Annotated in this window: 15 protein-coding genes, 1 tRNA gene and 1 pseudogene; 9 read left to right on the top strand and 8 right to left on the bottom strand. The window is 63.0% G+C overall.

The window, feature by feature from the left end; translation table 11 throughout:
• Positions 1–2 precede the first annotated feature (2 nt).
• Together ACFSQT_RS19510 and ACFSQT_RS19515 are read left to right on the top strand one after the other, a co-directional pair.
• Positions 3–974, top strand: a complete 972-nt coding sequence (locus ACFSQT_RS19510) for an ABC transporter permease subunit (protein WP_379021144.1) — start codon at positions 3–5, stop codon at positions 972–974.
• Positions 971–1789, top strand: coding sequence for an ABC transporter permease (locus ACFSQT_RS19515; RefSeq protein WP_379021146.1), 819 nt, complete (start codon positions 971–973; stop codon positions 1787–1789). The genes ACFSQT_RS19510 and ACFSQT_RS19515 overlap by 4 nt, the downstream gene beginning before the upstream one ends.
• Before the next feature lie 73 nt (positions 1790–1862).
• Here the strand turns inward: ACFSQT_RS19515 and ACFSQT_RS19520 are convergent, their stop codons facing one another.
• Positions 1863–3716, bottom strand: coding sequence for an AsmA family protein (locus tag ACFSQT_RS19520; protein WP_379021148.1), 1854 nt, complete (start codon positions 3714–3716; stop codon positions 1863–1865).
• A 217-nt stretch (positions 3717–3933) separates the two neighbouring features.
• On the opposite strand from ACFSQT_RS19520, the gene ACFSQT_RS19525 reads away from it, so the two are divergent.
• Complete coding sequence (locus ACFSQT_RS19525) at positions 3934–5904, top strand: acetoacetate--CoA ligase (protein WP_379021150.1); 1971 nt, start codon at positions 3934–3936, stop codon at positions 5902–5904.
• Between the two features lie 467 nt (positions 5905–6371).
• Here the strand turns inward: ACFSQT_RS19525 and ACFSQT_RS19530 are convergent, their stop codons facing one another.
• Positions 6372–10430 carry a PAS domain S-box protein gene (locus ACFSQT_RS19530; protein WP_379021152.1) on the bottom strand — a complete coding sequence of 1353 codons (4059 nt, stop codon included), beginning with the start codon at positions 10428–10430 and terminating at the stop codon, positions 6372–6374.
• Between the two features lie 251 nt (positions 10431–10681).
• On the opposite strand from ACFSQT_RS19530, the gene ACFSQT_RS19535 reads away from it, so the two are divergent.
• From ACFSQT_RS19535 to ACFSQT_RS19545, 3 genes and pseudogenes are all read left to right on the top strand, one after another.
• The gene (locus ACFSQT_RS19535) at positions 10682–11140 is read left to right on the top strand and encodes a phasin (RefSeq protein WP_379021154.1); all 459 of its coding nucleotides are present in this window, start codon (positions 10682–10684) and stop codon (positions 11138–11140) included.
• A 347-nt stretch (positions 11141–11487) separates the two neighbouring features.
• A tRNA-His gene (locus ACFSQT_RS19540) sits at positions 11488–11564 on the top strand.
• 188 nt (positions 11565–11752) lie between these two features.
• A pseudogene (locus tag ACFSQT_RS19545) lies at positions 11753–12330 on the top strand (ATP-binding protein); the annotation flags it as partial.
• Between the two features lie 294 nt (positions 12331–12624).
• Here ACFSQT_RS19545 and ACFSQT_RS19550 read toward each other — a convergent pair.
• A complete protein-coding gene (locus ACFSQT_RS19550; RefSeq protein ID WP_379021156.1) occupies positions 12625–13614 on the bottom strand; it encodes a DUF2332 domain-containing protein in 990 nt (329 codons plus the stop codon).
• Between the two features lie 480 nt (positions 13615–14094).
• The gene (locus ACFSQT_RS19555) at positions 14095–16080 is read right to left on the bottom strand and encodes a BTAD domain-containing putative transcriptional regulator (protein ID WP_379021158.1); all 1986 of its coding nucleotides are present in this window, start codon (positions 16078–16080) and stop codon (positions 14095–14097) included.
• Positions 16081–16253: 173 nt separating this feature from the next.
• Between ACFSQT_RS19555 and ACFSQT_RS19560 the strand changes: the two genes are divergently transcribed.
• Entirely contained in the window at positions 16254–16496 is a 243-nt protein-coding gene (locus tag ACFSQT_RS19560; protein ID WP_379021160.1) for a DUF1127 domain-containing protein, read from the top strand.
• Positions 16497–16748: 252 nt separating this feature from the next.
• Here the strand turns inward: ACFSQT_RS19560 and ACFSQT_RS19565 are convergent, their stop codons facing one another.
• Complete coding sequence (locus ACFSQT_RS19565; protein WP_379021162.1) at positions 16749–17210, bottom strand: cupin domain-containing protein; 462 nt, start codon at positions 17208–17210, stop codon at positions 16749–16751.
• A 126-nt stretch (positions 17211–17336) separates the two neighbouring features.
• Here ACFSQT_RS19565 and ACFSQT_RS19570 point away from each other — a divergent pair, with 126 nt between their 5' ends.
• Positions 17337–18887 carry a winged helix-turn-helix domain-containing tetratricopeptide repeat protein gene (locus tag ACFSQT_RS19570; protein ID WP_379021164.1) on the top strand — a complete coding sequence of 517 codons (1551 nt, stop codon included), beginning with the start codon at positions 17337–17339 and terminating at the stop codon, positions 18885–18887.
• A gap of 221 nt (positions 18888–19108) precedes the next feature.
• On the opposite strand, the gene ACFSQT_RS19575 is transcribed toward ACFSQT_RS19570, so the two are convergent.
• Genes ACFSQT_RS19575 through ACFSQT_RS19585 form a run of 3 tightly spaced genes read right to left on the bottom strand, consistent with a single transcriptional unit; the run spans position 19109 to position 21710 of the window.
• A complete protein-coding gene (locus ACFSQT_RS19575) occupies positions 19109–19474 on the bottom strand; it encodes a hypothetical protein (RefSeq protein ID WP_379021166.1) in 366 nt (121 codons plus the stop codon).
• A 2-nt stretch (positions 19475–19476) separates the two neighbouring features.
• Positions 19477–20292, bottom strand: a complete 816-nt coding sequence (locus tag ACFSQT_RS19580; RefSeq protein WP_379021168.1) for an MFS transporter — start codon at positions 20290–20292, stop codon at positions 19477–19479.
• 23 nt (positions 20293–20315) lie between these two features.
• Positions 20316–21710, bottom strand: a complete 1395-nt coding sequence (locus ACFSQT_RS19585) for an FAD-binding oxidoreductase (protein WP_379021170.1) — start codon at positions 21708–21710, stop codon at positions 20316–20318.
• Positions 21711–21819: 109 nt separating this feature from the next.
• On the opposite strand from ACFSQT_RS19585, the gene ACFSQT_RS19590 reads away from it, so the two are divergent.
• Positions 21820–22725 (top strand): LysR substrate-binding domain-containing protein, encoded by a 906-nt coding sequence (locus tag ACFSQT_RS19590; RefSeq protein WP_379021172.1) that lies wholly within the window; start codon positions 21820–21822, stop codon positions 22723–22725.
• The last annotated feature ends 115 nt before the right edge of the window (positions 22726–22840 follow it).

Raw genomic sequence — 22840 nt, forward strand, 5'->3', positions numbered from 1 at the left:
TCATGTCGAATGCTGCCATCACTGCCACCTCAACCCCTGCAACCAATGCCGGCAGATCGCTTCCGGCCAGGCTGGGAGCGGCCTTCGTCGGCCGCCTGGTCATCATCATCCCCTATGTCTGGCTGCTGTTCTTTTTCCTCATCCCTTTCATCATCGTCTTCAAGATTTCGCTGTCGCAGACGGCGATTGCCATGCCGCCCTATACGCCGGTGCTGGATTTCAGGGACGGCATCTCCGGGTTCTTCGCCGGCTTTGGCGCGCTCAGCTTCGACAACTACACCTGGCTGACGCAGGACGCCCTCTACTTCAACGCCTATGTCACCAGCGTCATCATCGCCGCGATCTCGACGGTGCTGACGCTGATCGTCGGCTACCCCATCGCCTATGGCATGGCGCGCGCGCCGGCAACGATCCGCCCGACATTGCTGATGCTGGTGATCCTGCCGTTCTGGACCTCGTTCCTGATCCGCGTCTATGCCTGGATCGGTATCCTCAAGCCCGAGGGCCTGCTCAATCAGCTGCTGCTTGCCACAGGCGTCATCAGCCAGCCTTTGATCATCCTCAACACCTACACTGCGATCTTCATCGGCATCGTCTATTCCTACCTGCCGTTCATGGTGCTGCCGCTCTATTCGTCGTTGGAAAAGATGGATTATTCGCTGATCGAGGCCGCCAAGGACCTTGGCTGCCCGCCGACCAGCGCGTTCTGGAAGATCACCTTTCCGCTGTCGCTGCCCGGCGTCATCGCCGGCTGCCTTCTGGTGTTCATCCCAGCCGTTGGCGAGTTCGTCATTCCCGACCTGCTCGGCGGATCGCAGACGCTGATGATCGGCAAGACGCTGTGGAACGAGTTCTTCGCCAATCGTGACTGGCCGGTTTCGTCGGCAGTGGCCGTCATCCTTCTGCTGCTGCTGACCGTGCCGATCATGCTCTTCCAGCAGGCCCAGGCGCGCGCCCAGGAGCAGGACAAATGAACACCACCTGGAGCCGTTTCAACGTCACCTCGATCGTGCTGGGCTTTGCCTTCCTCTACCTGCCGATCGTCCTGCTCATCGTCTTCTCCTTCAACGAGTCCAAACTGGTTACCGTATGGGGCGGTTTCTCGACCAAATGGTACGTTTCGCTGTTCCACAATCAGGGCCTGATGGACGCCACCTGGGTAACGGCCCGCGTCGGCGTCATTTCGGCCACGGTGGCGACCGTGCTCGGCACGCTGGCGGCGCTCACCTTGACCCGCTACACGCGGTTCAGGGGCAGGCTGCTGTTCTCCGGCATGGTCTTTGCGCCGCTGGTCATGCCGGAAGTCATCACCGGCCTGTCTCTGCTGCTGCTCTTTGTCGCCATCGGTCTCGACCGCGGCCTCCTGACCGTCACGCTCGCCCACATCACCTTGACCATGTGCTTCGTCGCCGTCGTCGTGCAGTCGCGCCTCGTCAGCTTCGACCGCTCGCTGGAAGAAGCCGCGATGGATCTTGGCGCAACGCCGGTGAAGACCTTCTTCCAGATCACGCTGCCGGTCATCATGCCGGCAATCGTGTCCGGCTGGATGCTGGCCTTTACGCTTTCGCTCGACGATCTGGTCATCGCCAGCTTCACGTCCGGGCCTGGCGCCACTACGCTGCCGATGAAGATCTACAGCCAGGTTCGTCTCGGCGTGACGCCGGAGATCAACGCCGCCTGCACCATACTGATCGCCGTTGTCGCGGTTGGCGTCATCATCGCTTCGCTTGCCAACAAGCGGCGTGAGGTGCAGCGCCAGCTCGATGAGCAGGCCGCACAACGCGGCTGAGGCAATTCCAGGAAAAGTGTGAAGCGGTTTTCCCGGGAAAAGCGCGTAGCGCTTTCCCTGGAGACGCTAAGGCCTATTCCCCCGAAACGCCGCGGCTGATCGGGGAAATGAACGGCGTGCTCCACGTCCCACCGACGAAGAACAATGACTGGTTGGGGCCTTGCTGGCCATTGGCCTGCGTCGCCGCCTGATCCGCCTGAATGACACCGCCGGACAAGGCCAGTCCTCGTCCGGCGTAGGACGCGATCCCGGACAGCCAGATTTTGTATTTCGCCGAATTGGCTTCGGCCTTGTCGATCCGCGCCACGCCCTTCGAAATGCTGGCCTTGATCTCGGCACCGTCGATCGGCAGCGTTCCGTCGGAGACGTCGTCGAGCGCGAAGAAGCCGCCTTGCTCGGTATGCTTGAGGAAGGCCGGCAGGTTGAACTTGCTCAACGCACCCGGTCCGAAGGTCGCAGAGACCGAGCCGTCGGCATTGTCGAAGATGGAGTCCCAGGTTCTGCCTGGTCCCTTGAGGATCACCGAGACGGTGCCCGTGCCGACAGGCACCAGCCGGGTCATCCCCGCCGCCGTGCCAAAGGCACCGCCGTCGATGTCTGACGCCAGCAGCCGGATCTCGACCTGCGAGCCTTCCGGCTTGCGGTCGAAGCGAAGGCTGCTCTGGATGTTGCCGCCAAAGGCCGAGGCATCGGAGATATCGAAGACGGAAAGACCATCCTTGACCTGGGCGGTGGCGGCGACGTCGGCCAGCTGGATAGGCCCCGCCGTGGCGTGCGCTGCCGACAGCCTGAGATCGAGGTTGATCTTGTCGGCGAAACTTGTGTCGATGTCGCCAGGCCCCGCTCCACCGGTCGGCGCCAATGGCGTGAAGGCCGACAGGAACGATCTGAGGTCGAGCGTGTCGAAGGCAAGCGTGCCGGAGATCACCGGCTGTGCCTCGCCAAGCGAGAGGTCCAGCGCGCCCATGCCCGGATTGTTGTCCAGGGCGATCGCGGTGTTGTCGAACTTGACGCGCCCGGCCGTCGCCGTGATCTTGCTCGAAATGCTGACCGAGCCGATCGAGGCACTGGGGGCAAGGCCGGCCTGCGACCATTCCAGGACTCGCCGCAGCGAGGGTGTCGAGAATTTCGCCTGGCCGTCGAAATAGGCGTTTTCGGACATGCTGGCCGTGCCGTCGAACGAGAAGGTGGCGGGTGCTGCCTTGAAGGACAGCGTGAGCGGCGCCGTACCGCCGGCAAACAGCACCAGCGGTTTCGGCGAGGCGACGTCCAGCGCAACGCTTTCGCCGCGCCATATCCCTGTTGCCGACAGCGTCGCATTGCTGTTCATCGCCGCCCAATTCGCCTGGCCGGACAGGCTGCTCAGGATCTCGACGTCCTTGCCGGCGATGGACGCCACCATGCGGCCGTCGCGGAACTCCACCGTGCCGAAGGTGTCGGCCGGCAGCTTGTCGAGGTCAGGCTTGGCGGGGTCGGCATTGACGACGCCGCGCGCCGTGTCGATGGAACGCGTGATGCGCCCGCCGGTCGGGACGGCGGGCAGGAAAAAGCCGGTCGGCGTGCGCTGAACCCGGATCGTCGGCCGCACCAGCCGCGCCGTCGAAAACTCCACATCGCCGCGCAAGGCCGCCATGGCGGAAAGGTCGACCTCGACCCGTTCGGCTTCGACGACCGGCGGCGCGTCGGTGTCGGTCCATTGCGAAAGCGCCACATCGGTCAGGATCGCCCGGAATTTCGGCCAGACCTCGATGCGTGGCGAGCCTTCGATGGCGACCCGGAAGCCGCTCCACGCACTCATTTCCCAGGCGATGCGGTCACGCACGATCCGGGTGGAGGCGATCAGCGGCAGGGCGGCGACGACCAGCGCGATGACGATCACGGCAGCGCCGATCGCCCATATACCGCGCCGGATCAAAGATGATGGCATATCGCCCTGTATGCTTCCATTCCGACAAAATCGCCTGACGGGTGTAACCCCAGTCGTCAATACGACTGCAGTCGTCACTACGACTTAGGGCCGACGCATTTCAAGTCTTTATGGCCCGGCGATGGCATTTGCGCACATCTGGTCGCATCGACCGAACAAAATCTTGCTCTGCTGCGCTGCGATATGCATAAGCGATGGCGACCGTGGAGGAACGATCATGGCTGCCGAAGTACCGCTCTGGACCCCGACGCAAGACCAGATTGGCGCCGCGCCGCTGACCGCTTTCACGAAGGCCGCGGCAGCGAAAGCCGGCGCAGTGTTTTCTTCGTATTCCGACCTTCACCACTGGTCGGTCGAGGACCGCGAGGCGTTCTGGGACCTGGTCTGGGACTTCTGCGGCATCGTTGGCGACAAGGGGACCGATGGGGGCGAGACCGTGCTTGTCGATGGTGACAAGATGCCCGGCGCCTCCTTCTTCCCCGACGCGACGCTGAACTTCGCCGAGAATCTCCTGAAGAAGACGGGCGCCAGTGAGGCAATCGTGTTTTGTGGCGAGGACAAGGTCGAGCGCCGGCTGTCCTGGAACGAGCTACATGCGCTGACTTCGCGCCTGCAGCAGCTTTTCCTGTCGCTCAAAGTGAAGAAGGGCGACCGCATCGCCGCGATGATGCCCAACATGCCGGAGACCGTCGCCGCCATGCTGGCAGCCGCCTCGATTGGCGCCGTCTGGTCGTCCTGCTCTCCCGATTTCGGCGAGCAGGGCGTGCTCGACCGCTTCGGCCAGATCGAGCCTGTCGTCTTCATCGCGCCCGATGGCTACTGGTACAATGGCAAGGCGATCGAGGTCGCCGACAAGATCGCCGCGGTCGCGGCCAAGCTTGGTACGGTGCGCAAGGTTCTGGTCGTCGACTATCTCGGCACCTCGAGCGATGTCGCTGATATCATCGACAAGGCGGTGGCGCTGGAAGAGGCGCTGTCGCCCTTCGCCGTCAGGCCTGTCAGTTTCGAGCGGCTGCCGTTCGCGCATCCGCTCTACATCCTGTTCTCATCGGGAACCACCGGCATTCCAAAATGCATCGTCCATTCGGCCGGCGGCACGCTGATCCAGCATGTCAAGGAACATCGGCTGCATGCCGGTCTCACCGACGGCGACCGCTTCTTCTACTTCACTACCTGCGGCTGGATGATGTGGAACTGGCTGGTGTCGGGGCTCGCCTCGGGTGCGACGCTGCTGCTCTATGACGGCTCGCCCTTCTACCCCGACGGCAATGTGCTGTTCGATTTCGCCGATGCCGAGAAGATGACCTTTTTCGGCACCTCGGCCAAATTCATCGATTCCGTGCGCAAGGCCGGTCTCAAGCCGATCCGCAGCCATGATCTGTCGAGCGTGCGGGCGATTTCTTCCACCGGGTCGCCGCTGTCGCCGGAGGATTTCCGCTTCGTCTATGACGGCATCAAGAAGGATGTGCACCTGGCTTCGGTTTCCGGCGGCACCGACATCGTCTCCTGCTTCGTGCTCGGCGTGCCGACGCAGCCGGTCTGGACCGGCGAAATCCAGGGCCCCGGCCTTGGCCTCGCCGTCGATGTCTGGGACGACGACGGCAAGCCGGTCCGGCAGGAAAAGGGCGAACTGGTCTGCACCAAGGCCTTTCCGTCGATGCCGATCGGCTTCTGGAACGATCCCGAGGGCAAGAAGTATCAGGCGGCCTATTTCGAGCGCTTCGACAATGTCTGGTGCCATGGCGACTTCGCCGAATGGACCGCGCATGGCGGCATGATCATCCACGGCCGTTCCGACGCCACGCTCAACCCGGGTGGCGTGCGCATCGGCACGGCGGAGATCTACAACCAGGTCGAACAGATGCCCGAGATACTGGAGGCGCTGTGCATCGGCCAGGATTTCGACAATGACGTGCGTGTCGTGCTGTTCGTGCGGCTGGCCGCGGGCGTCGAACTGGACGAGGATCTGGAAAAACGCATCCGCGCCAAGATCCGCAGCGGCGCGAGCCCGCGTCACGTACCGGCCAGGATCGTCGCCGTCACCGATATCCCGCGCACCAAGTCGGGCAAGATCACCGAGCTCGCCGTGCGCGACGTGGTGCACGGCCGCGCCATCAAGAACAAGGAAGCGCTCGCCAACCCCGAGGCGCTGGAGCTGTTCAAGAACTTGCCGCAGCTGGCCGAATGACCGCCCTGGCATGGTTAACCAAATATGTCGCGAGAATTTACCTAGATTTCATGAGTGGTACACATTGGTAAATTTTTTGGCAGCCCGGTAAGGAGTTGTTAAGGGCCGGCGTCGATAGTCGCATGTAACTTGAGGGAGAAATCCCGTTCCTCAGCCCCCGAGGATCTGAATTCGCTCAAGCCCCGTTGTGACAGCAATCCCATCTCTTAAGGCGTCCTCTTGGACGCCTTTTCTTTTGCCAATGCATGTCGCCCAAAAGTGGTCCCGGTTTTGGGAGAACGACATGCATAAAGACCGAAAGCGCATCGCCTGAATCCGATCAGACGCTATGCGCTTTAAAGCAATTCCAGGAAAAGTGTGAAACGGTTTTCCGTCCGGAATTGCGTCAAAACAAACGGATAGAGCGGTTCGGCGTTTCCGTGAAACGGGTGAACCGCTCTAGGTCGGGCTGTTTTCCCGGAATTGCTCTATTCCGCGAGCACCCGGGTCGATGGAAACGCGACCTCGACCAGAGTGCCTTCTCCCGGTGTCGAGTTGATGGTGAACCGGGCGCGGTTGGCTTCCACCATCGCCTTGGTCAACGGCAGTCCAAGGCCCGTGCCGTCGCCGCGTCCGCGTTTCAGCGCGTTGATCTGCTTGAACGGCTTCAGCGCCTGTTCGATCTCGGCCTGGCTCATGCCGATGCCGGTGTCGCGCACCCGCATGACGACGTCGCCCGACGTCTCATAGGCAGTCGAGACGATCACCTGGCCGCCGGCCTGGGTGTAACGGATGGCATTCGACAGGATGTTGAGCGCGATCTGGCGCACGCTGCGCAGATCGGCCACCACTTCCGGCAGCCGCGAGGCGAAGCTGGAGCGGATGATGACGCGTTCGCGATTGGCCTGCGGCTGCATCATCGCCACGGTCTCGGCCAGCGTGTCGTTGAGCGACACCGCTTCGTAGGCCATCTCCTGCTGCCCGGCCTCGATTTTCGAGATGTCGAGCAGGTCGTTGACGAGGTCGAGCACGTGATTGCCCGAGCGGTTGATGTCGCGCAGATAGTCGCGGTAGCGGTCGTTGGCCACCGGTCCGAATTTCTCGTCGACCATCAGTTCGGAAAAGCCGATGATGGCATTGAGCGGCGTGCGGATTTCGTGGCTGATGCGGGCGAGGAAATCGGTCTTCTGCGAGGAGGCGCGCTCGGCCACCGCACGCGCCTGGGTGAGGTCCTCTTCGGCCCGCTTCCACTGCGTGATGTCGCGCACGACGGCACAGAAGCCGCTGTCGTTGGGCAGCCGTCCGATGGTCATGAACAATGGGATGAAGCGCCCCTGCGCCTCGCGCCCGATCACCTCGCGGCCGTCATTCATGACGCTCGCCACGCCGGGCTCGGACAGTCCGTTGAGATAGTCGCGCGCCGCGCGCTGGCTTTCGATCGCAAACAACGAAGCGAACGGCTTGCCGGTTACTTCGTCGCTGTCGAAGCCGAACAGCGCTTCGGCCGGCCGGCTGATCGAGCGGATGGCGCCGTCACGGCCGATCAGCACGACGCCGTCGGTGGCGGTGTCGATGATGGTGCGCATCTCGGCGATGCGTGCCTTGAGCTCGGGAATGTCGGGCTGCGTCTGCTCGTCGCCAATCACATGCAGGGCCGCCGGCGCATCATCCTCGCCGGCGCGGCGCACGACCAGCATCAGCGCCTTGCCGTCGCGCCAGGGGACAGAGCGCAAAATGGCCTCGATTGGAAATTCCTGTCCGTCACGAGTCTTCAGCCGCAACGCGTGATCGGTGCCGTCGGAGGCGCCATCGTCGGCGTAGGGGTCGGCAAACAGCGCGCCGAGGCCGCCGGCATCCGCCAGGTCGTCGAGCGCCTCATAGCCGGTCAGGTTGAGGAATTCCTCGTTCGCATAGTGCAACTGGTCGCCGGAATGGATGAGCAGCGGCACCGGTAGCTTGCTGAGCAGCGAGGTATCGGGAGCCCTGTGCTCATCGCCGGCCGAAAAGGCCGACGGCACGAACCCTTCGACCTTGAGCGGCGGCACTTGCAGGCGAGGGCGCTCGACGCGTGCCTCGGCGGCGTCGGGTGCGCTGGCGGCTTCCGCGGTGGAGGCAACCGCCTGCTCGTCAGGCGCGGTGGCTTCCTCGTCGGGCTGCGCCCAATCTTCGCTATCCTCGGCGTCGCGAAAATCGGCTGATGTCATGCTGTCGTCGTCGACGGCGTCATGTGCCGCGTCAGTGGCTTCAGGCTCTTCACCAGCCGCGACGGGCTCGGTCATCTCTGGTTCAGCCGCAACCGGTTCGGAACCCCGGGCCTCGTCCCCGTTGTCCGCGACAGGGCCGGTTTCGTCATCGCGACCGGCATAGTCGAGCAGAGAGCCTGTCGCATTCGGCAGCGTGTCGGCGGGATTTGCATGAGCCCCTTCGTCCGGATGACCGCCGTCAAGCCTCGCGAGATCCTCTTCGCCCTCGGCATCGGTCTCGGATGGCTCGGTCGAGACCGTTCCGGTCTCTGGCTCGGCCGAGACCGTTCCGGTCTCTGGCTCGGCCGAGACCGTTCCGGTCTCTGGCTCGGCCGAGACCGTTCCGGTCTCTGGCTCTGCTACACGGATTTCGCCGGCAGGCGTCGGCTCTTCGGGCGCGGCGGCATCGGGGGTTGACGCGATCTCGTCGACTGCCGGGGCCTCCGTCTTCGCAGTCGGCACCTCCACCACAGCTTCGGCAGGTGTCTCGGTCGCCGGTTCCTTGGAGCTGTCGAGGCTGGGCTTCCCAGCTTCCGGTGGCTCGACCGGGGCACTGTCCTTCTTCAGCCGCTCGCCGATCTCGCGGAACGCGCTGCGCTCCAGCGTCGACAGACCCTTGTCGTTGGCTGGCTGGCGATGCTCGGCCAGCCGGATCACCTTGTCGGCAAAGCGCCGCTCCGGTTTCGGCACGATGGTCAGCGCCGGCACCTCGCCCTTGAACGGGTCAGATGGCTTCGGCTCCTCGGCCTTCGCCTCTTCAGCCTTCGGTTGTTCAGGCACGGGTTCGACGGCTTGCGGCTCCGGCGTCGCCGGGACCTTGCCGTTCGGCACCAGCGCCATGCCGATGCCTTCCGGATCGACGACCGCGTCGCCGGCGCGGGCAACGCCGAAGCCGCGGAAGCCTTCAAAGGCACGGCTGCGCCCATAGACAGGCAGAGCCGCCAGGTCGACGGGGATCTTCAGATCTGTGCCGGCGACCGGCCACAGAACGGAGCGGCCGGACCAGGTGTCGCGTCGTTCCAGCAAGCCGGCGATGTCGCCGGAGGGGTCGAGGCCGAAGGTGGCCGCGACGTCCCTGAAACGTCTGCCGATCACGTCGGCGGCGGGCTTGCCGACAATGTCGGCGAATTCCGGGGACAGCGTACTGAACCTGCCCTCGGCATCGGTGCGCCAGACGAAGCGCAGCGGCGCCGCGATGTCGATCGACCGCACGACCGGGCGTTCGACAGGGGCGGCGGGCTTGGTATCGTGCCGCGTCGGATTTTCCGCCGCGGCCTCCGCGACGGCGACAGCGGGCTGAACAGGCTCGGCTGCAGCGGGTCGGCCGGTCTGTTGCGCATCCTCCTCGCCGGCATGGAAATACCAGTGATCGTGCTGCGCTGGCGTAGCGCCGGCAGTCCCGGGGTCGTTGTCCGCCGTCTCCGCAGGCAGCCTCGTGGGATCGACATTCTCGGACGCCGCCGGCACCGAGACGGTCTCGGCGGCTTCCGGAACGCTTGGTTCGTCCATTGCCGGGTGTTCGCTTTCGATCGCCGGTCGGTTGTCCTGGTCCGGTTCCGGCTGGGCAATCGTGCTTTCCGCGGTTTCTACCTGAGTTGGCATCTGCGCATCCACGACGCTGTCGTCGGCAGGGGCCATGTCGTCGAGTTGGTCCTCGTCGATCACCACCAGCAGATGCCGTTCCTCGGTCAATCTTGCCAGCCCTGCCGGATAGGAGGCCGCGCCGCCGGGGACGAGGCGCTTGACGATGCGGTCGCTCTCGGCTGCGACGTCGGCAACCAGCGCCGCCAGCGTCTCCGGCAAGATGCCCAGTGCCGAAAATCCTTCCGAGGCCGCCTCGATGGCGCCGCTGGCATCGACAAAGGCGATGAAATGGCCGTCTTCGGTAAGGCCGCTGATGGCGCGAGCGGCGATTTCGCTGGCGCTGCGCGAGCCCGTCTGCGCCGCCGGCACTGCCAGCATGATGGCCTTTTCGGCGTCCGGCATGGTCACCGCGCTTGCCAGGAAGCCGACAGCGCGGCTGGTCATACCGGTTGCCAGCCGCACGGTGATGGCGCGGTCGCGGCCGATCTCGGGAAAACCGCTGGTCGCCATGATCTGGCGCCTGGCAATCAAGGGCAGCTGCGCGGAAGCGCCGATGATGGCCTCGATGTCGGGATAGCCGAACACCGCGGCTCCCGGCCCATTGGCCCAGATCACCTGCTCCAGATCCGCCGACAGGATCGCGATCGCGTCGCCGGCGGCAAAGCGCTGGCGGACCGCGTCGAGCACGGCGACGTCGAGGAAGGAATATTCGGACGGCATGCGCTTGGCGAACCCTCACGGAGCAGCGAATTTGCAGTTAACGCTTTGTTAATAAAAGCCGGCGGCGCGAAGGTCCACAAGCCAGAACGTGCAAAGGCTGGAATCTCTGGGCTCTTGGTTAACGCCCGAAAGAATTTATGGTGCACTGCAACAAAGATATTGCAATGCACAAAATTTGCCTTTATATTGCCATCATACATGAACGAGACGGCTTTCTGTCAAAGCCGCTGCTGCTGACAAGGATGGAAAAAATGTCCAGGACCAAAACTGCCGACACGATCGAAAACGTTGAATTCCCGAGCTTCGACGCTTCCAAGGCCACCGACCAGATGCGCGCTTTCGCCGAAAAGGGCGTTGAGCAGTCGAAGGAAGCCTATGCCAAGCTGAAGACCGGTGCCGAGGAGACCCAGAAGGCTCTGGAGTCGACCTACGAGACCGCCAAGACCGTTTCCAGCGACCTGTCGCTCAAGACCATTTCCGCCCTGCGCGCCAATGCCGAGGCCGGCTTCTCGCATCTCGAAGCGCTGATCGGCGCCAAGTCGCTGTCGGAAGTCGTCGAGCTGCAGACCGCCTTCCTGCGCAAGCGCGTCGAAATGACCGTCGAGCAGGCCAAGGACTTCCAGACCGTCGCCTCCAAGGCGGCCGAGGAAGTCTCCAAGCCGATCAAGACCGCCTTCGAGAAGGCGATGAAGGAAATCAAGGTTGCCTAACATTTACGCATGATCTGAAGATGCAACAAAAGGTCGCATTTTCTTAAAAACGATCAGGCGTATGATGGTAGCCATCACGGAATACCCGGCGGGCGGAACCTCCTCCCTCTGCTCCCCGGGGTGACCAGCCAGCACCTCCTCCCGCTGGCTCGTAACAGGAAAAGGCCGGCACCTCCTCCCGCCGGCCTTTTTCTTTGTCCGGCGAAAAGTCGATGCAGTTGTGGGGAAGCGACCTTTGCCTAGCAAAAGTCTTGAATTAAGATCCATTAGCCCGTAAGGACGCATCGCCGCACGACAGAGCGGATCATGGAGAGCGAACTTTCCACTTGGTCCGGCTTGGCGAATGTGCCGTTGTAGCTCAGATGGTTAGAGCGCCGGATTGTGGATCCGGAGGTCGCTGGTTCGATCCCAGCCAACGGTACCATCGGCTTCTCGCGTAATTTATTGAAATTGCAGTGTAAATTTGCATATCGAGTGCTTCGGCTTGCGCCGTTTTGGCGCATTTCGCTACCTGTTGTGCTACAAATGGGTGCGCTGGACCATGGGAAGACGCCGTGAAGAGCAGGATCCGGACCGCTTCCTGCGATTGAGAGGAAGTCACTTCATTCGTTCACGCGAGCGGCCGACAAGCTGGACGCCATTGGCGGCGACAGCGCGGTTGCCCGCATTGATGCCGAACGGCGCACCGTCCTCCTGGAAATCGAAGAAAAGGCCATCCGCTACATCGAACTGAAACTGGGTGTCATGGCCGCCGGGAACGCGCTGCGCGTCTATCGAGAACGTCATCGCTCCGGGATGATGGCGAGGGCCTCCGACGCTTTCGCGCTTATGACGCGCGGCCAGTACTCAGGCCTGACAACCCAACCGGGGAAGGGTGGCGAAGTGCTCATCGCATTGCAGCGCGACGGGCAGTCCAAGGTCGCCGACGCGCTGTCAAAGGGCGCGCGTTTTCAGCTCTATTTGGCCCTGCGGCTGGCGGGATACTACGAGTTCGCCCAGTTTCGCCCCTCAGTGCCCTTCATCGCCGACGACATTATGGAGACCTTCGACCTGTCCGGTCCGAGGAAGTTTTCCGGCTGTTTGGCGAAATGGCGAGTGCCGGTCAGGTAATCTACCTCACGCATCATCAGCACCTGTGCGAGATCGCCAAGACTGTTGTGCCGGGTGTAGCGATCCATGAGCTCGGATGAGATTGGACCTTACTTGATGCGCTGCTGACATACCGTGCTATGTTCGAAGTTTGCCCCTTAGTCTACCTTCGGGTCCAGATCGCGTTATGCGACGCTCGCAACTGAACGACCCCAAAAAGGGGTCGAATGTTGCCATTCGTCTCGTCGACGGGATCGAGCAAGTAGCGCCATTTGTAGAAATTCAATGCGACGCCGGTCAATGTCCGCAGTCATAGGAGGGACCGGACACCCGGCTCCTTCGGGAGGCCGACCTTCAGCAGGCCTTGGAGCAAGTGCTCCGCATCGGCCGGGTCCTTAAGCCTCGTCCGCGATCCATTCGAGTGACGCGCCATGCGGGTCAGTCCAAGCGACAGGGGAGCCGTTCACGGACAGGAGGAAGCGGCCGGACGGCCAGCTTGTTCCGGCGCGCGCAGCGATGGACGGGAACACGCGAGGAAACTCGTTGGATACCCAATAAGGAGAGAGACGCATCACCTGCTCCGCAAAAGCCTCTCTGTCTGCGGGGTCGGAGACGTAGTCGAGGACGGCCGTGTGAAAGACGACGAGGGTTGCGTCCTTTGGAGCTTCGCAGCAGAGCCGTACGAAGTCGCTCCCACGCAGATCGCCCTTGACGATCCGGGGCTTGACCGTGGCAGCGATCGCTACGGCCGCCCGCAAATTGGCGAGCCGAGCGGTCTGCTCCGGCCAGACCAACGTCTCGAGCCATGCGACTTGCGCGGGGTCCGCAGCGTCGATCGGGCTCAGGTCCAATCCTGCCCGCCAGACGATTTGCGGCGCAGCCGTCGGTAACGGGGTCGTCTCGCTGGCGGAGCACCGGAGGACAGGCGGTTCCGAGGGCGTCGCGGGTGCGCGGATCGCTGCGCGCCCGTAGTCGTAGCTGTAGAGGTCGGGCATGAGGCAGAGGCCTGCGGAGGTCCCGACCTCGAGGAGAGCCAGCGGCTGCGGCAACCGCGCCAGGACGGGCAGCAGTGAAGCGCACCGTCCCGGCTCGTTGGTTTGCGTCGAACGCTGGAGCATGAGCGAGCGGACAGCATCGGGATGCGCCAGAAGCGCCCGGCGAAACTCGCTCCACCCTGCGGGCGTGCCGAACAGGTGACGCACCACTGCGAGTAGAAGGTTCGGCTGCCGCTTGATATCCGGCAAGGTCGACAGGAAGCCGAGCGTTTCCCGGTCCCCGGCGACCGCACGAGCAAACTCCTCGAAGAGCGGTGAGCGCCCGTGGGCTTCTGTATCGGCGAACCGAATATACCGGGCAGCGATCTCGCCCAGGTCCTCCCCTTCCATATCCGCTGATCCTCGATCCCGACGTATCATCGCAGTACACGATCCACGCATCTGATGGGAGCCACGTACTGAGAATTTAGGATTTGCCTCGCCCGATGCCATGTCCCAATTTTGGAGAAGCCGACCCCCCTCATAGCAGGACTCTGTTGGGATTTGAGAGAGGTACCCGGCAAAACCGGGGTCATGGGCGTCGCTCTGGAACGTCGGTTTGCCACCCTAGTGCAGTCGGTCGGAGCAACCCATGCAACGACCAGAAAATTTGAGGACGCATCGACTTTCTGGCGCGTGCCTCCCTGGTTGTGAACGGTCAGCACGAAACCCCCTATGGTTCTACGTGCTGAACGGCGGCTACGCGCCCCATGCCGGCCGTATAGATCAGCTTTGCGGCTTCCTGAAAGCTGACGTGGCAGGCGACCGCGCGGGCGGTCGTCGTGCGCCAGAAGCACACGATGCGAAGTCGAACCCCGCGATCTGCATTAGTCAGCGTTCGGGCAATCCCGCCAGCCTCAGAGCTTCGGCCACCTGATCTGCCCACTCCGGCATGTGTCTAAAGAAGGGCAGCGACCGATATTGCTCGATCGTGAAGCCCGGCTGGGCAGCCAGGAGCTTCCGAGCGGCCCAGCGGGCGGTCTCCAGGTCTCCGTCCATTGCCGACCAGGCGGCGAGGTATCGATAGGACATGATGATGTCTGGATGGGCGGTGATGACCTCACGGGCGATCGCGATCGCCTGGGAAAGAGAACCTGTCTTGGCCATGGCGGTGGCCATGCCCAGCCTCATGTTGAATGTGAGCGGATCCATTGGGCTCAGTGTCATCGCCTGCTGGAATCGTTCGGGCGAGCGAGCGACTTCGCCCTTGTAGATCGCGATCCAGCCATGGCGGGCCCATGCCCATGCATTGTTTGGATCAAGCTTGAGAGCCTTCTCGATAAAGGTGGTGGCGCGCTCCTGGTCGCCGCACATGCTCATGGCCGAGCCGGCGGCGGTCAACGCGGTTGGATCATCGCTGATCGAACCCGCAGCCTCAAGCGCCGCGCGCGCCTTTTCCAGCTCCCACTCCGGCTGGTCGGTCCAAAGATACGCGGCTTTGGAGGCGTGGCACCATGCCAAAAGCGCATGCGCGCGACCATAGGCCGGATCGATCGCTATCGCCTTTTGCAGCATCTCTATCGCTTGGTTGTTGGTGTCCTTGCGGCGGCCCCAAAGGTTCGGATAGGCGCGCATGACGAGATCATAAGCCCGCAGGCTGGTCGGCGGCTTGCGCTTGGCCAGCTCGATCTCGGCGCCGCGGATGGCCGGATGGATGGCGCCGGCCACCTGCGCCGCGATCCTGTCCTGGAACTCGAAAACGTCCTCGGTCGCACCCTCGTAGCGCTCGGACCACAGTTGCGCCCGCGTCTCGGCATCGACCAGTTGCACGGAAATGCGCAGCCGGTCGCCGCCCCGCCGAACAGTGCCTTCGACCACGTAAGCGACGCCGAGTTCCCTGCCGACCTCTCGCACGTCGACGAAGCGACCCTTGTAGGTGAAAGCAGACTGGCGCGCGATGACGAAGAAGTCCCGGATGCGGGAAAGCGCGGCGGTGATCTCCTCGACAACGCCGTCGGCAAAATACTCGCCGTCCGCTCCACCGAGATTGTCGAAGGGCATCACCGCCACCGACGGCTGGTCATGCGATCTGGCAGACACAATCTGAGACGGCTCGGTGTCGTGCACCGCCGCGGTCTGGCGATTTCCACCCCGCGATTGCAGCGACACTGCCAGTGACTGCGTCTGTGCCTCGGGTTCCACGCCCAGATGCTGCTTCAGCAGCGCACGGCAGGACGCGAACTGGCGCAAGGCCGCGTTCTCCTGGCCCCTCACAGCGTGGATGCGCATCAGCGCCCGATGCGCTGCCTCCGCGGTCGGATCCGAGGCGAGCAGCCTTTCCGCGAGCCCTTCGCAAGCCGCTTGATCCGCGGATCCGGCTTCAGGCTGTGCCAGGCTCAGGCGCTCCACCAATTGCAGCGCTTTCTGCCGGTATCTGATCTGATACGGGCTGAACCATTCATCCAGACCGTCCGGAATGGCCTCACCGGCCAGGACATCGCCACGGTAGAGGTCGGCGGCGAAGGCGAGGTCCGCCGTCGCGCTTTCGGCGAGCTTCCGCTCAAAGAGCCAAATATCCGCGTCGTCCAGACTGGCTGTCAGCGCCACCGTCTCCTGATCCCCCTCGATATAGATGGCCGCGTCGCCGCCGGCGGGAAACCATCGCCTGATATCGGCCAGGGCCTGACGCAGACTGTTGCGCGCCTGCGCGTCGCCTCGTCCTGGCCAGAACCCTTCAGAGAGTTGCTCGCGATGGTGGCCGCGACGACCCGCCAGGACCAGAGCGGCAAAAAGAAGTGCGGATTTGCGCGTTGCGAAGCGGGCGGGCAGGCCCTCTCCGGAAGTCACTTCGAGACCGCCAAGCAACCGGATGCGCACGAGCCCTCTCCAGATTTCGAACGCGCTGGCAGCACAATAGCATCTTCGGCAGCCGATTTAACGCGGATTTAACGGCAGCCCCCCGTGCTTTCCTCCGTGGTTCACGCCCGACTGAACAGCCGCAAAGCGCCCGTGTGACAAGCTTCGATGGCAATCTGAAACGGGAGAGTAAAATGACTGACACGCAAGCTTGCGCCGAGACCCGCACATCGAAACGTCAGCTGCCTGGCGTAACGCCGAAAAGCATGGCAACGGTGGTCGCCGCCGTCACGGCGTGGCAGCGAACCATTGCAGCGCGCAGGGCGATAAAAGACCTGACGCCTGATCAGTTAAAGGACATCGGCTGTCCGGAGTCCCCTGCGCCAAAGTTCATCGTCAGGGTCGGCCTCATGACGGATCTGATGTCGATGAGGTAAGGTTGGCGATGATCCAAGTGGCGCAACTTCCCTTTTGGTCGTGGAGAGCAGACCACTCCGACCCTGGTTGCGCCCGTCGGCCATGCAAGAACGTATGAACGCTTAGCCGCCGCGCGCAATTGTGAGCCTGGCAGCGCCATAGCACCGCACGTCGGCCGTAGAGATCAGCTTCGTCTGGTGCTGAAAGCAGTCACCGACGGCGACGGCACCGGCGGTAGCGGTTGCACCGGAGCGGGCCTTCGCCAATTGCGCCTATGCGCTTGTCGTCAGTGTAGAGAGCTGATCGGTATCGTAACGGTCCCGTAGGTCAGCAAGCGCCTTCGGATCCGGAGAGCCGTTTGCGGCCAGCTTGGCAAGCTCTTCGAAATAGTGCTCATGCCCAGGCGGAGAGACGGTCATCAGCACCCGCGCCGGCTTCTCGCTGACATTGGTGATATTGTGCGGCACCCCCGGTGGAATGAACAGGAAAGTACCTGGGGTCGCAAGGATCGCCTTGTCACCCACCTGCCAGACGCATTCGCCGTCAAGCACGTAGAAGGTTTCCTCCTGCACGCGATGAACATGGAGGCCGGTGGCGAAACCGGCCGGGATCGTCCAGTCGAACATGCTCGTGTGTTTCGTATCCTCGCCGGTGACGAGGAACACCATCGGATGGCTACGTAGCATGATCCCCTTATCCTCGTGGGGCATACGAATGACGGGAGCGACGCTCATCTGATCCTCCATTGGCTCGGTGCTGCTTCCGCAAGCACGGGCGCAAGATGCGCTCCCCGTTTCGGCGAGTCGTGAAGCCGTTCCGAAATCGTTGCGAAAAATTCACAAACGGTATCTTCTTCGGGAATGCCGAAAAGCCTTGCGTTTGGCCCATTTCGCCTCGACACCGATACCGGGATTCTATTCCACGGCGTCGAGCCGACGCCGCTCGGCCAGCGGGCGGTTGCGCTGCTTGCGCTACTTGTGGAACAGGCGGGCACGCCAGTTCCGAAAGAAGCTCTGGTCGAGGCGGCGTGGCCCAGACAGGCCATTGAGGACAGCAACCTGACGGTCCAGATTGCGGCAGTGCGGCGGCTCTTTGAGCAGTTGGCGGGCGGCGCATCCTGGATCGAAACGCTGCCGCGACGCGGCTATCGCTATGTCGGGCCGGCGGTCACGGCCGGTGGCGGTGATCCGACAGTCGGGGCTGCGGCAAGAGCAATACTGACGCCAGACAAACCCTCGGTCGCGGTTTTGCCGTTCTCGAACCTAAGCGGCGATCCGGAGCAGGATTATTTCGCCGACGGGATGGTGGACGATATCATCACCGGCCTGGCGCGCATCAACTGGCTGCTCGTCATTGCGCGAAATTCAACCTTTACCTACAAGGGCCGCGCCGTGGACGTGAAGCAAGTCGGCCGCGAGCTTGGCGTGCGGTATGTACTCGAAGGCAGCGTGCGAAGAGCCGGCGGCCACGTGCGCGTGACCGGCCAGATGATCGATGCATCGACCGGCGCTCATGTATGGGCCGAGCGGTATGACCGCAGCTCCGACGATATTTTCGCGCTTCAGGATGAGATAGCCATATCGGCTGTCGGCGCAATCGCACCGAGCCTGCGGCGTGCCGAAATCGACAGGGTGAAGCGCAGGCGTCCCGATAACCTGGATGCTTATGACCTTGTGCTTCGAGCTCAGCTCGACGTTGATTCCGGAATGCCCGAGCAAGTGACGCGAGCGCTCGTGCTGCTCGAACATGCCATCGAACTCGATCCGACCTATGCGCTGGCGCACGGCAACGCTGCGATGTGCCACCATTGCCTCTTCCTTCGCAGCGGCTTGCAGGAAGCCAACCGCGCCGCTTCGATCCGCTATGCCCGCTCCGCCATCCTCCACGGACAGGACGATGCGTCCGCATTAACTCTCGCGGGTTTTTCCCTCGGCATGGATGCACATGACCGCAATGCTGCTTTCACTGCATTGGAAGCCGCGCTCGCGATCAGCCCGTCATCGGCGCTGACCTACATTCTCGGCAGCGTCGTCCTCGGATGGAGCGGGGAAGCAGAGCGGGCCATCGAGTGGAGCGAGCGAGGCATGCGGCTCAGCCCGTTTGACCCGTGGGCCTTCGCCGCTTTCGATGCGCAGGCGATGAGCCATTTGCTGCGCGGCCGCTACGACGAAGCCTGTCGCGCCGCTTACAAATCCGTTCAGGCCAATCCCGCACACAGCATCACTTATGTGCAATTGGCTGCTGCCCTTGCCAAACTCGGCCGGCTGGACGAAGCGAGGGCAGCTGCCGCTCGGGTCCGCGAGTTGCATCCAACGTTCCGCTACGGGCGGCAGTTCGCGGCCGTCAACTGCGACCCGGCACTCGCGGAATGCCTTGGCGATGCGCTGCATGCTGCTGGCTTGCCGGAGTGACGCGCTTGGAATCGGTCAGATCGGGAGCCGGGACAGCCCGTGCTGATGTCGCGGGCGCCATTGTGCAGTGAGCGTACCTCCTGTTCTTGCTAATGGTTGCCTAATTTGGCTGTCGGCCGACCTTGGTGCCTAGCTCGTGCGGGGCGCCATTTGCCTCCAAGTCGTCCTGCGAACGTCATAAGCCGTTCCCGTCATCGAGCGTACCAGCGGTCTCAGCGCAACTAGCGGCCTGACCTAGATGGAGCCACCATCGGCTGTGGGAGGCGGCTGATCCCGTGGAATGACCAAAGAAGGAGAGGGCAAAGGAGGAGCGCGGCAGCGCCGAAATCGAGCGCGGCGGCCGCGGTGCCGGCCCAGGTTGCAAGTTTGCCGCCGACCGCCGGCGCAGCCAGCATGCCGGCATAGTAGACGGTGTAGAACCCTCCCATCCCGATCGATCGCGTCTTCTGCTCGAGCACCCGTGTGGGCAAGCTCACAATCGCGCCGGCAGGCAAGCCGCACACTATCCCCATGGCGATGACGAGGGGCAGCGCCGGTCCGTTTCGCGACAGAAGCAGCACCAGGAATGCAAAGCCTGAACAGCCCATGGCTAGAACCGCGCCGCTGCGTTTGGTGCGATCGGCCAGGAAGCCACCCAGGGGACCGAAAGGGTCGCCAGCCAAAGCACGACGCTGATCGTCGATCCCGCCGCGGCGTTGGACCCCCCGCGCTCGACGAGCATCGACGGACCGAAGCTGAAGACCATTGCGAAGCCGACATTGTAGAGGCACCAGATCAGGCCGGCGGCGATGACGGCACAGCTTGTCCCGGCCGAAATGCCGCAGCGCTCACCTCCACCGGCGGGCGATACCTCCGGGGCGCGGTAGACGAAGGCCATCAGGCCGAGGCCGACGATAATCAGCACCGAAACGGCAATGCCCACGGCGGTCATCCCGAGCGTCGTTCCGATTGCCGGCAGCAGTATGAGAGCAATGGCGATGCCCGCTGGCCATGAGTTGATGTAGATGGCCATGGCGGTTGCGATTTCCCGGCCGGCAAACCAGTCGACGACCATCTTGGTCATCAGCACGTTCAGGAGAACGCCGCCTGTACCGCCGATCAGTCGGCCGCCGATCTGCAGGCTCCAGGACGTCGAACCCGTCATCAGCATTTCACCCGCCAGCATCATCAGCAGGCCGGCCAGAACGGTCGCCTTGTCGCCATAGCGCCGGCCGATGGTCGCGCCGGGCAGGGCCAACGCAAGTCCCGGTGCAAGATTGAGACCGATCAGGATGCCTATGTCGGCCAGGCTCGCACCGAGGCTGTCGCTGACAAGGGGCGCGACGGCGCCGACGCTCTGGAACTGGAACGCCATTGCGGCGCGGGCGACAAACAGGACAGCAAGGATCGTCCAGCGACTGCGCACGGTTCCCCCGCGGATATTCCGAACTATTCAGGCCTGATATTCTGGTTCAGTCGGAAGAAATTGGTCGGGTCGTATTGCTTCTTCATTGCGGCGAGGCGTGCATAATTTCCGCCGTAGGCATCCCGCACGCGCTCGTCGCCCTCATCACCAAGATTATTGGCATAGACGCCGCCGGTGGAGAATGGTCTGACCGCATTCCACAACTCGCGCGCCCAGCGCATGTTTGCCTCGTCATCGGCCGGATCGTCCCAAATGGCGATCGGGAAGCAGTCGAAGGCCGCATCCCGATTGGCGTAGGGCGAGTGGGATGCCGGCACACGAGCGATCGCTCCGCCGACCTGCTGGAAAACCAGCAGGGACGAGTGATTGGGAGCCATCGCGTAGCTGTCGAGCAGCGCCTCGATCGCGCCATCGCCGATCTCACGCAGGAACTGTGCCTTCCAGTAATAACGCCGTCCGCGTGGAAAGAGGCTATCGCCCGCCGATTGAATCTGAAGATAAGGAACGGCCCGAAGGCGGCTTTCGATAGGGGATCCGAATTTCATCAGCGGTGCGATGACGGGTTCGCCCGCTTTGGGTGACCCGACATAGCAAGCCGAGATGCTGAAGGCACGGTCGCCCGAGGGCAGTGTGACGAGCGCGGCGTCGACACTCAGCTCGTCCGGGGCGTCACGGGAGAATTTGTCGTAAAACCGCATGGCCTCCGGCGCCCGATCGTAGGCGTGAAGCACCGAGCCCACGAGAAGGTTCGGGCCGACAGGATGCAGCCGGTATTCGAACGTCGTCACCACGCCGAAATTGCCGCCGCCGCCGTGCAAGGCCCAGAACAGTTCGGGATGCTGGCGGGCGTCTGTTCGCAAAAGCTGTCCGTCAGCCGTGACAATTTCGGCCGCGATCAAATTATCGCAGCTCAGACCGTGCTTGCGCCCGAGCTTGCCGAAGCCTCCACCGAGCGTGAGGCCGGCAATACCGGTGTCGCCGTTGACCCCCATGGTCGTTGCAAGACCGTGCGCCTGTGTGGCTGCGTCGAACTCGGCGAGGGTCAGACCAGCTTCGGCCTTGGCGATGCGACGCTCGGGATCGACTGCGATCTTCTTCATGCGAGATAGATCGATCACCATCCCATCGTCGCAGACGGACAGACCGGCGACGTTGTGGCCGCCGCTGCGAACTGCCACGACAAAGCCTTGTGACCTGGCATAGGTCACGGCATGGACGACGTCATCGGGATCGGCGCAAAAGACAATTGCAGCAGGGCGTTTGTCGATCGCCCCGTTCCAGACCCTGCGCGCCTTGTCGTAGGCATCGTCTGTCGGCAACACCAGTTCGCCCTGTAATCCTTGCCGCAGCTGTTCGATCGGCGTGTTCCGAGAATGGGATCGGCCCGATAACGCTTCGGTCTGTCGTGGAATCTCCATCGATATCGCCCCCGGTTCCGGCAAGGACTATGATCTCACAGGGACGCAGCCTTCTGCAAAAGCGAAATTTTTAGCTGCTGGATGAGAGGAATTCATCTACGCTGCCGGCATGGGAAACCGCCCGCCGCTGCGCGCTTTGCACGCCTTCGAGGCCGCCGCCCGGCACGGCAGCTTCAAGGCCGCGGCGACGGAACTCGGCGTGACGCCGACAGCGATCAGCCATCAGGTCCGCTTGCTGGAAGAGATATGCGGTCTCAAGCTGTTCCAGCGCCGCCCGCGCCCGCTCGTGCTGACGAGTGCGGGAGCACGACTGTTCCCGATCCTGCGCAACGCCTTTGATCTTCTCGCTGGCTCCCTTGCCGCGGTCGCCGAGCCGGATTTTCAGGCGCCATTGCGGGTAACGAGCCCGAACGCTTTCGCGAGCCGATGGCTGGTGCCCCGGCTACCGAAATGGCGAGAGGCCAACCCGGCCATACCCCTGGAAATCATCGGGACGGACGCGCTGCTCGATCTGCGCGCCGGCGCGGCGGATGTGGCGATCCGCTACACACGTCGCCCGCCTTTGGGCCTTGCATCGCACGAGATATGCCGCGATTCCTTCTTTCCCGTCTGCAGTCCCCGATTGTTGGCAAGCGACGGACGAGCGATTGAGCGTGCTGCCGATCTCCTGCGTTATCCGTTAATCCACTTTGACTGGATGAACCGTGATCCGGACGCTCCCACCTGGTCCCGGTGGCTGGCGACGGCCCGCTCGATCGATCCAGAGCTGATCCCGGATAAAGCTTGGGATTTGAGCTTCCGCGAGGAACTGCATGCGATCGATGCGGTTGTCGCCGGGCAAGGCATTGCGATCTGCAGTGACGTAGTGGTTGGCCGTGAACTGGAAAACGGCTCGCTCGTCAGGGCGCATCCATTGTCCCTGCCGGGCTACAGCTTTTATGTCGTCTGGATGCACCACAGTCCGCGATCCGCGGAGATAGAGTCCTTCCTGGCATGGATAAGAACCAATGCATGAGACTGTCGAACCCGGGATGATGCGGGGAGGGTTTGTGATCAGACGCAGGCAAGCAGCAAGCCGCCCCGCCCGGCCACGGCGCCCTTCAGGCGATGCCTAAGTCCGAGAAGGAGGT

The organism is Mesorhizobium calcicola, from assembly GCF_042682105.1.
GTDB lineage: Bacteria > Pseudomonadota > Alphaproteobacteria > Rhizobiales > Rhizobiaceae > Mesorhizobium > Mesorhizobium calcicola.

Bases quoted from the DNA above. Each gene is read 5' to 3' on its own strand.
- ACFSQT_RS19510 (WP_379021144.1), top strand. From the start codon at position 3: ATGTCGAATGCTGCCATCACTGCCACCTCAACCCCTGCAACCAATGCC.
- ACFSQT_RS19515 (WP_379021146.1), top strand. From the start codon at position 971: ATGAACACCACCTGGAGCCGTTTCAACGTCACCTCGATCGTGCTGGGC.
- ACFSQT_RS19520 (WP_379021148.1), bottom strand. From the start codon at position 3,716: ATGCCATCATCTTTGATCCGGCGCGGTATATGGGCGATCGGCGCTGCC.
- ACFSQT_RS19525 (WP_379021150.1), top strand. From the start codon at position 3,934: ATGGCTGCCGAAGTACCGCTCTGGACCCCGACGCAAGACCAGATTGGC.
- ACFSQT_RS19530 (WP_379021152.1), bottom strand. From the start codon at position 10,430: ATGCCGTCCGAATATTCCTTCCTCGACGTCGCCGTGCTCGACGCGGTC.
- ACFSQT_RS19535 (WP_379021154.1), top strand. From the start codon at position 10,682: ATGTCCAGGACCAAAACTGCCGACACGATCGAAAACGTTGAATTCCCG.
- ACFSQT_RS19550 (WP_379021156.1), bottom strand. From the start codon at position 13,614: ATGGAAGGGGAGGACCTGGGCGAGATCGCTGCCCGGTATATTCGGTTC.
- ACFSQT_RS19560 (WP_379021160.1), top strand. From the start codon at position 16,254: ATGACTGACACGCAAGCTTGCGCCGAGACCCGCACATCGAAACGTCAG.
- ACFSQT_RS19565 (WP_379021162.1), bottom strand. From the start codon at position 17,210: ATGAGCGTCGCTCCCGTCATTCGTATGCCCCACGAGGATAAGGGGATC.
- ACFSQT_RS19570 (WP_379021164.1), top strand. From the start codon at position 17,337: ATGCCGAAAAGCCTTGCGTTTGGCCCATTTCGCCTCGACACCGATACC.
- ACFSQT_RS19575 (WP_379021166.1), bottom strand. From the start codon at position 19,474: ATGGGCTGTTCAGGCTTTGCATTCCTGGTGCTGCTTCTGTCGCGAAAC.
- ACFSQT_RS19585 (WP_379021170.1), bottom strand. From the start codon at position 21,710: ATGGAGATTCCACGACAGACCGAAGCGTTATCGGGCCGATCCCATTCT.
- ACFSQT_RS19590 (WP_379021172.1), top strand. From the start codon at position 21,820: ATGGGAAACCGCCCGCCGCTGCGCGCTTTGCACGCCTTCGAGGCCGCC.